The organism is Faecalicatena sp. (assembly GCF_058819085.1).
Genome location: NZ_JBZUUL010000024.1, coordinates 58499 through 72390, shown reverse-complemented (window position 1 = coordinate 72390; position 13892 = coordinate 58499). Strand labels below are relative to the sequence as shown.

13 protein-coding genes are annotated in these 13892 nt (G+C 47.4%); 2 read left to right on the top strand and 11 right to left on the bottom strand.

Annotated features, from left to right (window positions below; genetic code table 11):
* Positions 1-100: 100 nt before the first annotated feature.
* Positions 101-508 (top strand): helix-turn-helix domain-containing protein, encoded by a 408-nt coding sequence (locus tag AC4OGX_RS11680; RefSeq protein ID WP_493330671.1) that lies wholly within the window; start codon positions 101-103, stop codon positions 506-508.
* A 217-nt stretch (positions 509-725) separates the two neighbouring features.
* Positions 726-2483: a recombinase family protein gene (locus tag AC4OGX_RS11675; RefSeq protein ID WP_493330669.1), complete on the top strand. Its 1758-nt coding sequence runs from the start codon at positions 726-728 to the stop codon at positions 2481-2483.
* A gap of 204 nt (positions 2484-2687) precedes the next feature.
* On the opposite strand, the gene AC4OGX_RS11670 is transcribed toward AC4OGX_RS11675, so the two are convergent.
* From AC4OGX_RS11670 to AC4OGX_RS11620, 11 genes are all read right to left on the bottom strand, one after another.
* A complete protein-coding gene (locus AC4OGX_RS11670) occupies positions 2688-2879 on the bottom strand; it encodes a hypothetical protein (RefSeq protein WP_493330668.1) in 192 nt (63 codons plus the stop codon).
* Between the two features lie 86 nt (positions 2880-2965).
* On the bottom strand, positions 2966-3148 hold the full coding sequence (locus AC4OGX_RS11665) for a DUF4250 domain-containing protein (protein ID WP_493330667.1): 183 nt from the start codon (positions 3146-3148) through the stop codon (positions 2966-2968).
* Entirely contained in the window at positions 3142-3756 is a 615-nt protein-coding gene (locus tag AC4OGX_RS11660) for a 5-formyltetrahydrofolate cyclo-ligase (RefSeq protein ID WP_493330666.1), read from the bottom strand. Before AC4OGX_RS11660 ends, AC4OGX_RS11665 begins: the two co-directional genes overlap by 7 nt.
* On the bottom strand, positions 3734-3955 hold the full coding sequence (locus AC4OGX_RS11655) for a DUF896 domain-containing protein (protein WP_493330665.1): 222 nt from the start codon (positions 3953-3955) through the stop codon (positions 3734-3736). Before AC4OGX_RS11655 ends, AC4OGX_RS11660 begins: the two co-directional genes overlap by 23 nt.
* Positions 3956-4019: 64 nt before the next feature.
* Positions 4020-4382, bottom strand: coding sequence for a hypothetical protein (locus tag AC4OGX_RS11650; protein ID WP_493330664.1), 363 nt, complete (start codon positions 4380-4382; stop codon positions 4020-4022).
* Between the two features lie 62 nt (positions 4383-4444).
* Positions 4445-6124, bottom strand: coding sequence for a putative polysaccharide biosynthesis protein (locus AC4OGX_RS11645; RefSeq protein WP_493330662.1), 1680 nt, complete (start codon positions 6122-6124; stop codon positions 4445-4447).
* Between the two features lie 19 nt (positions 6125-6143).
* On the bottom strand, positions 6144-6641 hold the full coding sequence (gene ybeY / locus AC4OGX_RS11640) for an rRNA maturation RNase YbeY (RefSeq protein WP_493330661.1): 498 nt from the start codon (positions 6639-6641) through the stop codon (positions 6144-6146).
* Between the two features lie 224 nt (positions 6642-6865).
* A complete protein-coding gene (locus tag AC4OGX_RS11635; RefSeq protein WP_493330660.1) occupies positions 6866-7837 on the bottom strand; it encodes a PhoH family protein in 972 nt (323 codons plus the stop codon).
* Positions 7838-8075: 238 nt separating this feature from the next.
* Entirely contained in the window at positions 8076-9413 is a 1338-nt protein-coding gene (locus AC4OGX_RS11630) for a glycoside hydrolase family 1 protein (protein WP_493330659.1), read from the bottom strand.
* A gap of 125 nt (positions 9414-9538) precedes the next feature.
* Entirely contained in the window at positions 9539-11128 is a 1590-nt protein-coding gene (locus AC4OGX_RS11625; protein ID WP_493330658.1) for a family 43 glycosylhydrolase, read from the bottom strand.
* Between the two features lie 35 nt (positions 11129-11163).
* Positions 11164-13842 carry a glycoside hydrolase family 2 TIM barrel-domain containing protein gene (locus AC4OGX_RS11620; protein WP_493330657.1) on the bottom strand — a complete coding sequence of 893 codons (2679 nt, stop codon included), beginning with the start codon at positions 13840-13842 and terminating at the stop codon, positions 11164-11166.
* Positions 13843-13892: the final 50 nt, after the last annotated feature.

Sequence of the window (13892 nt, the reverse complement as noted above, 5' to 3'; positions counted from 1 at the left end):
GTTGAACAGTATTTTGTTTAATTTATTAAAATTCCATATTGATTTATTTATTAAACCATTGTATAATATGTTAAACAATATAGAAAGGAAGGTTGAAAAAGTGACGCTTGGTGAACTTGTTAAGAACTATCGAACCGAACATGAACTTTCTTTGCGTGACTTTTCCAAAATTTCCGGCGTAAGCAACGGTTATATATCCATGTTGGAAAAGAACGAACACCCAAAAACAAAGAAACCCATTGTTCCTTCAATCGAAAAAATGAAGTGTATTGCTTCCGCTATGGGAATGACACTTGACTCTTTACTGGAAATAATCGACGAAGATCAGCCGGTTTCGATTAGCAAAGATCGTTCTTCTGCTTCTCCGTCGCTCTCTGTGCCGGAAACTGAATTGATTATGAAATATCGACGTTTAAATTCAGATGGAAAGAAAAGGCTTTGTGAACGCGCCGACGAATTATTGGATCTCGGTTATGTCGAAAAAGGGGACGCTTCAAAAATGGCGTAAAATACCGCTATAAAGAAAAAGGTAAAATTATAGAACTGAAATTTGAAAAATAAAACGCCCCACGGCTGCAACCGTGAAGCGCTTTAAATAGATTGTTACCCGTCAACCCCGTGGGGCTGCGCTATGATAACCACTTGAACAATGATTATTATAGCATAGGCCCCCAACTTTTGAAAGGGCTTATTTTTTACGCCCATTTTTAAGAAGGTGTGATTTTATGGCTTATGCAGCATTGAGAAAGGCCGGTCTTGTGCCTGCTGCCGCGCCGGATCTGCGAACCGTCGCTTTATACGTTCGCGTTTCAACCGGCTATCAGGTGGACAAAGACAGCCTTCCTTTTCAGAAAAAGGAATTGAAGAACTACTGTAAACACGTTTTGCATATCGACGAAAGCCGGATTGAAATTTTTGAGGACGCCGGAAAGTCCGGGAAGAATACCAACCGCCCCGCCTTTGAACGCATGATGAAGAAAGTCCGCGCCGGTCAGATCTCCCACGTTATCGTCTATAAAATTGACCGTATTTCCCGAAATCTTGTTGACTTCTCTTTGATGTACGACGACTTCAAGTATAACCGCGTTACCTTTATTTCATTAAACGAACAATTCGACACGTCTTCGGCGATCGGTGAAGCGGTCCTGAAAATTATTCTTGTTTTTGCAGAACTGGAACGGAAACTTGCTTCGGAACGTGTCATGGATATTATGATCGGCCGCGCCCTCTCCGGCCAGTGGAACGGCGCCCGCGTCCCGTTTGGGTGGGATTGGGACGAAGAAGCCAAATTCCCGAAACATAGTGAAGTTGAAGCCGTCTTCGGTCGGCTCATGTATGATATGTACGAAGAAACGCGATCGACGTGTAAGGTCAGGGACTACAACAACGCCCACGACATACCGACGAAGCGCGGCGGGGAATGGACTTCAAAAACCGTCGCCGACTTTATCAGAAACCCCATGAACCGCGGCGACTACCGGTATAATTACCGGGAAAGCGCCCGCGGACGGAAGAAACCGGAAGAAGAAGTAATATACCTTGAAGGCGTCTTCCCGCCCCTTGTGCCGCCGGAACAATGGGACCGCTGCAATGCCATTATGGACGAAAACGCCGCAAAGAAACGTTCTGAAGGCTTTTCACACAAGCGGATCCACGTCCACGCCTTCGCCGGTCTTCTGGTATGTGGCGACTGTGGCGCCTTCTTTCAGGTGATAAAGAAGGACAAAACACGGGAAAACGGCTTTTCACCTTCCCTTTACCGGTGCGGCGCCCGGTACCGGAAGCGTGCTTGTAATTCTCCCGGCTGCAGCGACGTTGTTTTAGGGCCGTTTGTCTTCAACTATATTTCCGGCATGGTCCGGGTTGCCAGTATGCGTTCCAAAATCAGTTCGCCGGAAGAACTGGAACAACTGCTTTTGACCGGGCCAGAATTTGAAGCCGTGGCCGGTATCGCTTCCGAAGGATTGAACGCCACGTTTGCGTTACTTTCCGGGCGTCCTGCTACCGGTGGCGCTGCCTACGTTCCCGATCTTCTGGCCGCTCCTTCCGGGTGTATCAATACCGGCGAAGCGGAAGAACTGAAACAAAAGATCGCCCGCATAGAACGCGCCCTTGAACGTCTGAAAAAGGCTTTTCTTTTCGACGATCAGGCCATGAGCGAAAAAGAATACCTTGAAACAAAATTAGCCCTTGAAACGGAACGGATCGCGGCAGAAAACCGCATGAAGGACCTTAACGAAGCGACGTTTTCCACCGACGCCGGGGAACTGGCCTTCATAAAGTCCGCGTCTTCTTTCCTTCTGGCTCACCAGATCCAGACCGTCGAACATATCCAGTATAGCGACTTCGCGCCGCTTGTCGGTGATGAAACTATGAAAGAATTTTTAAATCTTGTCATTGAACGGATTGTGATCCAAAACGGCCGGCCGGTAGAAATTACCTTCAAGAATGGCCTGACGCACAAATTCTTATACCGTGATTAAAACGGCCCGATCTGTATCAAAACCGGGCTAAAACGTATCAAAACCGGCATTTTTCGGAACGAAAGGCCGGTTTTTGGTATTTTATGCCGTATTTTCGGAACGATCGGTTTTATTCTTCCGGCGGGCAGAAGGGCAAAGAAAAACCCCAACTTGTAAACCATTCTTACAAGTTGAGGTTTTGAAAAATCCTTTATTTATGCGGATTTAAGCCGTCACGGGTACGAAGTTCATTTGACAGCCGAAGGTCGTGACACAGAAGGTAAGCCTCCTGCCAAGCTTATCTGACTGTTCTTTTACATATTGCCTTGCCTTCGCAATGAAATAATACTGCCTGTCCGGTTCAACGGCAGGCGCTTCCTTTGATAGGTCAATCTTCGTAAAATCAATTGTATTCATATGTAAGAATCCTCTTCTAATTAAAAATCAATTCCAGAAAAACGGATCTGACCACTTGGATCTGCGAGGATCCCGGATCAGAACCCTTATATAAATTGGTTCCGCTTTTCATCGTATTCATAATCGATCATTTTTAGCTTCCCTGTTAATTCTGTACCTGAGATCCCCATGTCATCACACAGCTCATCCAGACTCTTATAGTAGTCCCTAAGCTTTGTATTGACCACACTCAACAGAATCACCGGGTCGCCCGGAAGTCCGTTTAACATGTGTAAATCTCCTTTTCTGTTAAGATCATCTTTGGACGGATATCCAGCTCTTCATATGGGATCTGCTTTGTGCACTGGACCGAATAAAAAAGTGCAATGGTCCGGTAATCGGGATGGCGCTTTAGATAGGCGTCATAGAAACCGCCCCCATAACCGATCCGATTTAAGGAGGGATCAAATGCCACGCCCGGCATCACGACAAGCACATGCTTACCGTCTGCTCTCTTAGTAGTCACAGGTTCTAAGATCCCATAATACCCTTCCTTTAATTCTTTCCGGTTTTGGATATAGAAAAATTCCATATACCGCTTTGAAGGTTCCGATCCAGACCGGGAAGGATCGGCAGTGCACAAAGACGGCAGTGCTTCCTGTTTCAGGATCCTGGGGACTGCGACCTTTTTCCCACACTTCCAGGATTCCTCCAGGATGAGGTCTGTACATACCTCGTCCCCGAAAGAAACATAGCAATAAATTTCTTCTGCCTCCCTGTATAAGGGATGTTCAAGCAGCCGTTTCTGGATACGGGCACTGTATTTTCTTTGCTCAGCAGCAGAAAGTCCGGCCCTGGCGGCACGGATCCGCTTTCTAATGTCCTTTTTTGTTTCCAAACTTTTCACCCAGATTGATCACTGTTCCATCCTTTTCTTCAATATCAATCCTGTCAAGCTGGCTTCGAAGGCTGCGTCTGAAGGAATCGATGTATTCCTGCCTAAGCACCTTCTGTTCCTTCTTCTCCGCCTCCGTCAGGCCTTCAGCTTTTGATTTTCTGTATAATTCATTAATTCGTTTAATCTTTTGTTCATCCATATTTGTATCTCCTTTTCGCAGACCAATACATATATTACACTATTTGACAGAATTCGTCTACTTATCAGCTCGAATAATTTTCTAAAAATCCATACAGGTCGACTTCAGTCTCCACATATTTTGCATTACGGATCTCTTCCTGGATTTCTTCTGGCAGGTCTGAAAGAGGGATATTGGTTACTTCAAAAATCGTTTTCTTATCATTGAGATAAACTACCACATACCCGTGCAGTTCACACAGGTAATACCCTTCATTCTTGGTCGCCTCTCCTTTGGTCGTAATGCTCTGGGCACTCTGCTGCGGCAGCTCGGCCTTCGCCTGCTGTCTCTCCAGTGCATACTTATAACTCAGCTGATATCCGATCCCGATCATACATACGATCAGGAAAATTCCCGCAAAAAAGCCAATACGGTATCTTAATTTCATAAGGATCCCACTCCTTTTTTCATACAGTATTGGCCGATTTTTACTTAAAAATACATAAATCTTTAATTTTCTTTATGTGGCAGGAGATGAAATCTTCTGCACAGCCGCAGGATCTTATATCCCTGGGGCAGATCCTTGATGTCCTGCTCTGTCATTGTTCCAAGCTTTAAGATACACAATGCATATACTACCACAGCGATCAGGACAGATAATGTCGTCGCGATAAACCGTCCCGGTACGATCATACTGAAAAGTAAGTGTGCAGCATAAGTAACGATTCCCATGATCACTGCGGAGATCAATGGCTTTATAAAAGTTTGTTCCATCTCCTGCTTATAGCCGCTTGCCTTGTGGATCGCCCTGGCATTGAGGAAACACATGCACACGGAAAAGATGATATTGCTTCCCACCAATGCGTAAATGTTCCATTTTAAAACAATCAGCATAATCAAAAGTGCAATGATATGTACTACAAGGGAAATTCCCGCATTCTTGGCTGGGGTAGACATCTTATCCAGTCCCTGCAGGATGGAATTCGATACAGTGGACCAGCAGTAAAATACTACGGTTACCGCACCGATCGCCAGCAGTGCTGCCGGAGTGGCACTTGCATCATTATACAAAAGAACCATCAGCGGGGAAGCCAGTACGATAAATCCTACAAAACACGGGATGGCAACCAGCATGGTAAAACGGATCGTCTGGTTGATCTTGCTGTGGATCAATGTCTTATCGTTGGCTGTAACCGCGGCCGTCAGGCCTGGTATAACAGAGGCCGCCAGCCCATTGGCCATTGCCATCGGAACATTGATCAGAGGATTGTATTTTCCGGTATAGATCCCCTGCAGAGCCATATACTGCTTTTCCGCCAGCCCCTGAGCTGCCATGATCTTATTGAAAAGGGTCAGATCGATCAGCTGGTTGATATTATAGATCGCTGTACTGAAAATAACCGGTATGATCGTCAGTACCAAAATTTTTAATATGTGGCTGTAGCTCTCCTGTCTGCGTGTTTTGTCTGATTTTAGCTGTCTGCGGATCACCCGCTGAAACGCAAACAGGGCAAACAGAAGAAACAGAAGTCCTGCAAGTGCGCCCATGATCGTACCAAGCGTACCTCCCGCTGCACCGTAGGCAGGCCCCAGAAGCTCTTCGTTCTTTTTCTCAGCGGCCTTCATTCCGATCTTAAAGAGAACACTTGCCCCCACCAGACTGATCACTGCATTAATGATCTGTTCAATGACCTGTGAGACTGCCGTGGGGACCATCGTTCCCAGTCCCTGAAAATAACCGCGCAGAACTCCCATCACAGATACAATAAAGAGACCCGGCGCCAGGACTTTCAGCGCATATACGCTGAGCGGGGATTCCATCAAATGTGTGGAGATCGGTCCTGCACCAAAGAAGATCACGATAGATACAACAGCACCGACTGCGATGGAAAATGCCAGTGCACACCGGAATACCCGAAAGGCATTGCGCTTCTGCCGCATCGCCATTCTGGCAGAAACCAGTTTAGAAACAGCAATAGGAAAACTGAAAGAGGAAAGGATCAATGCCAGGGAATATACCTCAAATGCATACCCATAAAATCCATTTCCTTCGTCTCCCAGTATATTCGTAAGCGGAATCCGATATGCTACACCAATGATCTTCGTGATCACGGCGGCAAAGGCCAGGATAGCGCCCTGCATCAGAAAATCGTCTTTTTTCTTTTTTTTTCTTTTATGTGTCTCTGCCATAAATCCTCCGTCTATACCGCTACCTTAAGATTTGAATTTTTTCCAGAATTTCTCTCTGTTTCTGTTCCATTGAGAGGCGTTCGTCCTCCTCCATATGGTCATAGCCAAATAAGTGTAACATACTATGGGCGATCAGAAAAGCGTATTCTCTTCGCGGCGTATGTCCGTATGCCTCTGCCTGGGCAAGAACCTTATCCTTAGAGATCACGATATCCCCCAGCATCAGTTCGCCGGATTCCGGATTAAAGCAATCCTGTGCATGGTCTTCCATCTTGGAGAAATCTCCCGGCTCTTCGTAATCCAGCATAGGGAATGACAGCACATCGGTTGCCTTGTCGATCTGGCGGAACATTTGGTTCATCTCACGGATCGCTTCATCTGTGGTCAGAAGCAGGTTGATCTCCGCCTCATAAGGGCATCCTTCATATTCCAATGCCGCTTCTATAACAAGTTCGGCAGTCTCTTCCGTATCAAATGGCAGTGTTACTGCCCCTTCTTCTTCCATGTATAGACTCATGATTTTCTCCTCTTGTTTCTCTTCATCCTTATGGGCCGCAGAATAGTTCCTATCCAAAGGGCATCTTATCCCATATGCCTCTTTGATATACATCAGCGCACACCAAATCCAATATATTATACACCCCATCCAGTTCGGTGTAAAGCAAGTAAGAATAAAAAGCAGAGGCAAAAGCACTTAAAAAGTTGCATTTACCCCTGTTTTTAACTGTATACTGCTGTGGATCATTTCTTTTTCTTTACATTAGATTTTCCACGTCCATATGTCTTTTTCTCTGCTGTCCTGGACTCCGATACGTCAAATGCTCTCAGGATATCCCGCACAATCTTACTTCGTACAACATCCTTATTTCCAAGCTGTACAATACCGACACCATCCACGGATCTGATGATGGAGGCACACTTCTCCAAGCCGGATTCGGACTTGCTTAAGTCAGACTGTGTCACGTCTCCGACCAGAGCCATCTTAGAACCTTCTCCTAATCTGGTCAGACACATTTTGAGCATCTCAAGCTTGGAATTCTGGCTTTCGTCCAGGATCAGGCGGGAACGGTTCAGGGTTCTTCCTCTCATATATCCCAGTGCAGCCACTTCTATGATATCTCTTTCCCTGTAGGATGCAACCCGCTCCGGTCCCAGGATATCATTCAAAGCATCATACAATGGACGCAGATAAGGGTCGATCTTATCATTTAAGTCACCCGGCAGAAAGCCAAGGCGCTCCGAGCCGGCTTCTATTGCCGGACGTGACAGGATGATCCTGTCGATCTCTTTATTTTCCAATTCTCTGACGGCCTGAGCAACGGCTAAGAAAGTCTTACCTGTACCGGCGGGTCCGATACAGACGGTGATGGTGTCCTTCCTCAGTGATTTCAGATACTCCTTCTGCCCGACTGTTCTGCATCTGATGGGAGCACCCCTGTGGGTCACAACGACAGATTCGTCCATTGCCTCACAGACATCCGGCAGGCTGCCGTCCGCTGCTTCTTCGATCAGGCGGTGGATCGTCTCAACAGTCAGCTCCCCGCCTTTTGAATGGATATTAAACATGGATACTAAAACATCGGCGGCCAGCTCTACATTTCTTTTGACTGCCCCCATAATATGCAGCTCTGATCCGCGCGCAGTAATTGAGATGCGCAGGCTTTCCTCTATTGTACGGATGAACTTGTCCTGAGGTCCAAAAACAGATTGCATTTGGTCAACAGTACCAATCTTCAAGTATTTCTCTTCCAAACGAAAATACCTCTCTTTCTTGGGACGTAAAATCCAGACTTTATTATAGTAAATATAACGATTTTTTTCAAGCCCGGGAAGGATTATTTGCGAAGCCGGACCGGAAATGAGATATGATGTCTGTCTGTTTGGTATAAAACGGAACTTTTTCATCATAAAAAATAGGGGACAGCGCCCCCTATTTTATGTAAAATACACGTTATTTCTTGTTGTTTGTAAAACTCCCCAGTACCTCCAGACTTGGCTTCGGCTTTCTTATCTGTGTATTCCGGTCGACTTCGACCAATCCGAAGGTCATAGAGTATCCTTTCTGCCATTCAAAGTTGTCCAGAAGTGACCAGTACATATATCCGATCACCGGGATCTGATCTGCGATACACGCTTCCACCCCGCTTAATGCTTTTTGGATAAATGTGACTCTCTGGGCATCATCTGAAGTGGCGATCCCATTCTCTGTCACCATAATCGGGATCTTTAAATCCCCGTAGACTTTCCGGATTACGTGTCCAAGCGCCTCAGGATAATCCTCATAATCCATCTGGGTCACTCTTGCTCCCTCAGGGTTCGGCTGGATACCGTCCGCTCCGATGATGGATCTGGTATAATTCTGCAGTCCGAAGAAGTCATCGTCCTTCAGATATGGCAGATAATGTGTGAATTCCTCTTCCCACTCTTTTGCCGCCTTTTCTTCTCCGCCTTCGATCGCCTGAATGTCATGCAGGGACAGGGTAAGACCTACTAGAAGTTCTGGTCTTACCTCTTTCATAGCTGCTTTAGCTGCCTGATGGGCCTTCATGACCAGAATGTCCCCTTCCTTTGTCCGGGCACTGACGAAGGTGTGTGGGTCGTCAGTTCCGAATATTTCCAGATTTTCCTGTTTTTGCTTCTGCATATTCTCCATCATGGCACTCATGTTCAGTCCCACCTGTACCGTACCCTCCTGGTTTCCTGCTGCCCCGCTTTCGTCTGATTCAGACTGTGCTTTGCCGGCTGCCTGCTGCATCTTAGCCTGCATCTGTTTCATATAGCGTTCGGAGATTGCCGCGATCTGCAGCCCCATATTTGCCTCATTGATAGTGCACACATATTTCATCAACTCTCCTAACTGTTCGGCAACATATTTACAATAGCGTGCGAAGTAATCCACCGTCTCCTGTGCCTCCCAGCCACCTTTTCCGATCAGCCACTTCGGGGAGGTAAAATGGTGCATAGTCACGATGGGTTCGATCCCGTTCGCCCTGCAGCATTCCAAAACGCTTCTGTAATGGGCAATCTCATGTTCATCAAATTCGCCTTCCTTTGGCTCGATCCGCGCCCATTCAATGGAGAAACGGTATGCATTCAGCCCCGCCTCTGCCATCAGGCGGATATCCTCCTCAAAGCGGTTGTAATGATCAACCGCATCTAAAGACGGCTCCACAAAGCTGGTGTATTTCATATGTTCCATTGCCCAGTAGTCACTGTGTACATTATTTCCCTCTACCTGGTGTGCCGCGGTTGCCGCACCAATGAGAAAGTCTGTCGGTAATTGATTCATGTTTCCTTTGCCCTCCTGTTTTTAAGTTTTGCTGTTCCATAACGGCCTGAAGTTTTGAATAGTTATGGTTTCAATATTTTATCATGGATTCGGTCATTTGCATTTACACAAATTCGCGTTTTTGTTCACTTTTTAAGCGAAAATGACACAAATTCAATGCTTCCTTTTCCTTTGTAAATGAAATAGAGAGCTTCTTTTCCTTTAATCTCTGCTTCTGTTGAATTCTCTGTCCAGTCTTCAGACGGCGTAAGGCCGATCTCTCCTGCCTTCCCCTGATTTGTCCGGACCTCGAAGACTCCTTCTGCGTCGCCCCGTGTTCTCACCGTAATCTTCACATTTCCGGAAAAGGCAAAATATTTATATCCGATCTTGGTTCCATCCTTGATCGCTGTGATGTACCGCTCTTCACCGCCGTGTGTAATATAGGGAATATCTGCTCTGGCCCTGGTATTCGTGCAGTGGGGCATATGCCCGTTCGTCAGCACGCAGGAAACCGGCGCAGGGAATTCCCCTTGAGGTGTAAAAGGACCGTCATGAAATCCCATGCTCGTACATTCTACCTGATCAATACTTCCATCCTCTTTGATCTCCACCCGTTCCACACATGCCTGACGGCTGAAGGTGGATTTATGAGTCTGACGGTGATGGAAGATATACCACTGTCCGTTCACCAGTTCAAGACTGCCGTGGTCGTTTGCCGTCATATTATTTCTATCTTCCTTTTTCAGCCCCTGATACCCCACATCTCCATTGGAAATGATGGTACCTCTGAACACGAAGTCGCGATCCGGATATGCACTGGTGGCATAACAAAGCTCATTACTGTTTTCTGAGGAATAGATAAAATAGTACATGCCATTTATCTTTCGGATGGAGGAGGCTTCATAGAAGGCATGCCCGTAAAAGCTGCTCTCTTTTGGCGTGTCAAACTGCCCCGGCACGATTCGCTTTGGCTCGCCTTTGACTGTCATCATGTCATCTTCCAGCTCCATGACATTGGCTCCCATCAAAGGGTATTCCAGGTCTTTTACCTCATCCAGGCTTCGGTGAAACAGCATCTGATACAAAGGGGAAAGCTTCTGGTTCATCAGCGGATCACCCGGAAGGGGCAGCTCCATCTGAGGCTGTGCGTTTTCCTTCGCCTGCTTTGCATATGCCTCCTCTTCCTCCCCTTCAAAGCCATCTCCCTGTGCATGTGCCTCTCCTGCGACTGTTGACAATGACCAGCCAAAGTACAGACGGATGGCTCCATCGTCATTGATGACTGTCGGGTCGCCCATCAGATATTTTTTATGGACACTTCCGTCTGGATTCCTGACAAATCCAAGATATTCATATTTTCCGGCCGGTGTGTCGCATACTGCTACACTAACCTTATCATGCCCGGAGGTTCCGGATGAAGAGCTGGTAAAGCCATAGTAAAGATAATATCTTCCATCATTTCCGCGGACAACATCCGGAGCGTATAAATCATTGGTGCCGCCCTCACGATATTGCGGATCCTGACTGGAATCGTAGATCACACCTTCATATCTCCAATCTGCCGGATTCTCAAGCGGTGCGGACCATCCTACATAATTCTGCTCTGAGCAGTATCTTGTCCCACCCTCTGTATCGTGAGAGCCGAACAGATAGATCCGGTCTCCGAATACATGCGGTTCTCCATCAGGTATATATTCATCCAGCGGTAAAATAGGGTTAAATCCTCTGTTCATCTATTTTCTCCTTGTCTTGTTCCTAAATTCTCTTGTTACATTCCCATTGCTGTATTTAACTTATCAATCAGAGCCGGATCATACTGCACCCCGCCCATCGAGGCCATTTTCTTTAAAGTCATTCCCTTCATGTGCTCCAGCATCGGATTATCAAGAATTCCCGGAAGTAACTGCCCCAGAATCTCTTTTGCAGATTCTGCCTCTAAAAGTTCACCAATCGGAAGCTCCAGCGCATCTGACTTAGGCTCTGAAACCAGAGCGGTATCGCTGCACTCAACCTGCGTATATGCGATAGTGATGGAATTCTGGATCTGCTCTCCCATACGGACGCTGCACAGACATCCCTGTCCGCCTTCTACACTTTGGATCACAGCCAGTGCCTTCCCTTCATATAACGGAACGCTGCAGCCTTGATAAGGAATCAGCCGGTCTGGTTTAACATCCGCTGTGCCAAGTGCCAGCAGCTTTCCTCCCTGCACCTCCACCGTGATCTCTCTGTCTTCTAAAAAGACCGGGATGCCGCTCTCATCCACTGCCTGGATCTTGATAAAACAAAGATCCCTGCCGTCCGCTTTGATGCTTGTGCGTTCCGGTATTAAGCTAAGCGTGCATGTTTCTTTCGCAGTCACAAGATATTCCCTTCCTGTTTCCTTTCCTGCGATATAAGAGACTGCTTCCAGCGTCCCGGGTTCATAGGAAAGAGAAAATACTGTCTGATACTCCTCTTCCACCCCGCATGCTTTTCTTCCTAAGCTCTGTCCATTTTGGAACAGCTCGACTTCCTGGGCATTGGCATAAATATGCGCCTCCATAGGCTGCCCTTCGGCACCCGGGTAGGTGTAGGTAGAAGCAACCGGAAGCCACGCCCAGCTTAAGCGGGCCAGATGTTTTCCTGTCAGATCCGGTGAAAGGGTAAATAAGTGAGGCGCGTGGTCATTTTCCCAGAGGGCATCTCTGTAATAAGACTGAGGACGCTTCTCACCGATCAGATCGAAATCCGCACATCCGGCAGCAATCCAGGGCCATGCCGGAGAGCCGGGACGATCGTCTTCACTGATCTCCCACCTTCCAATGCCTGCCTCTCCCAGATAGTCCCAGGCAGTCCAGACAAAATCACCGATCACGTTAGGATTCTTTATCGTCTCCTGCCAGGAAGAAAAGGCTGCACGGGGATAGCTCTCTGACCCATAGATGACGCGGTCAGGGAATTTCTCCCTGTCGTGTGCGTAGCGGGCTGCTTTATAATTGTAGCCTGCCACATCAAGCGGAGCAAAGTATTCTGCCGTTGCATCTCCCCACAGATCCACGCCGGATGCAAAGTTGTCATACGCCATATTCAGCGCCTGATTCCCGGTGGTCCCTTCTTCATCCTTTGGACGCTGCTGCGTATACTCGATGAACAAAGAGCAGGCTGTTGCTGATACCGGACGGGAGAAATCCAGGCTTTTCACTTTTTCAGCCAGCCGTCTGCTCCATGCAAATCCATCTGCACTTCCGTCACGTTCTTCGACCTCATTTCCGGTTGACCACATGATGATGGATGGGTGGTTGTAATCCCGGGTAATCATATCCTCCATATCTTTTTCCCAATGCTCTTCAAAAAATATATGGGATCCGAAACTGGTCCGCCCCAATACCCACTCATCAAAGGCTTCTTCGATCACAAGCATTCCCAGCCGGTCGCAGACGTTGAATATTGTTGGCCCAAAGGGGTTGTGGGAAAGCCTGAGTGCGTTGAACCCGCTTTCCTTAAGTCGTCTGATCCTTCGGTATTGTGCGGCTTCATGCTCCGCTGCACCCAGGATGCCTAAGTCGTGGTGGATGCAGCCTCCTTTTAGCTTCATCGGCGTACCGTTCAGCTGGAATCCATGTACCGGATCCACCTGGATAGTGCGGATGCCGAATGCTTCTTCATAAGTATCCAGTCCGTTTACTGTCATTTTTATGGTATACAGACAGGGATTTTCCACAGACCATGGCGTAATATCAGAAACAGGGATCTCCATCTCTGCCCGGCCCCGGCCATTCTGCATGGTGACTGCACAGGAGGCTTCCCCTGTCACTTTGCCTTTGGAGGACAGAATCGAAACATCTGCTACGGCTGTCCGGGTTGATTTCCCGGGGTGTACCTGAACTTCTGTCTTTGTTTCTGTCTGTAACGTGGTGATTTCTGCCTCTACTTTCAACAGAGCAGTCCTTCCCTGCAGTTCTTTCGTCGTTACCCTTAAGCCATGGGGGCTGACTGCTGTTCCTTCCGCAATGTGAAGCCATACCGGGCGGTAGAGGCCTGCCCCCACATACCAGCGGGAACAGGGCTTCATACGGCTGTCCGTATGAAGAGAGATGATGTTCTCCCCTTCTTTCAGCTGTTCTGTGATCTCTACACAGAAGCTGGTATATGGATTTACATGTTTGGCGGCAAACTTCTGGTTTACCCAGACCTGCGTCATACCGGATACTCCTTCAAATTCCAGCCAGACCCGCTTGTTACAGGCTTCACGGCTTAACAGGAAGGATTTTTTATAATAGAGTCCGGCACCCTTTGTAAATCCTTCATCCAGACCGCCCGGTGCTTCGGGACTCCGCTCTTTTTCCATGGCGTAGTCGTGGGGAAGGTCTGTCTTCTTCCATCCGTTTAACATGTTTACCAGCAGAGGGTTTTTAAGTCCGCTTTCTACATATTCCCAGTTTTTATCCAATAAATAATGCTCCATATGAATATCCTCTCTTTATGCGTGAACCGTACCGGCGAAGTATTTTCCGC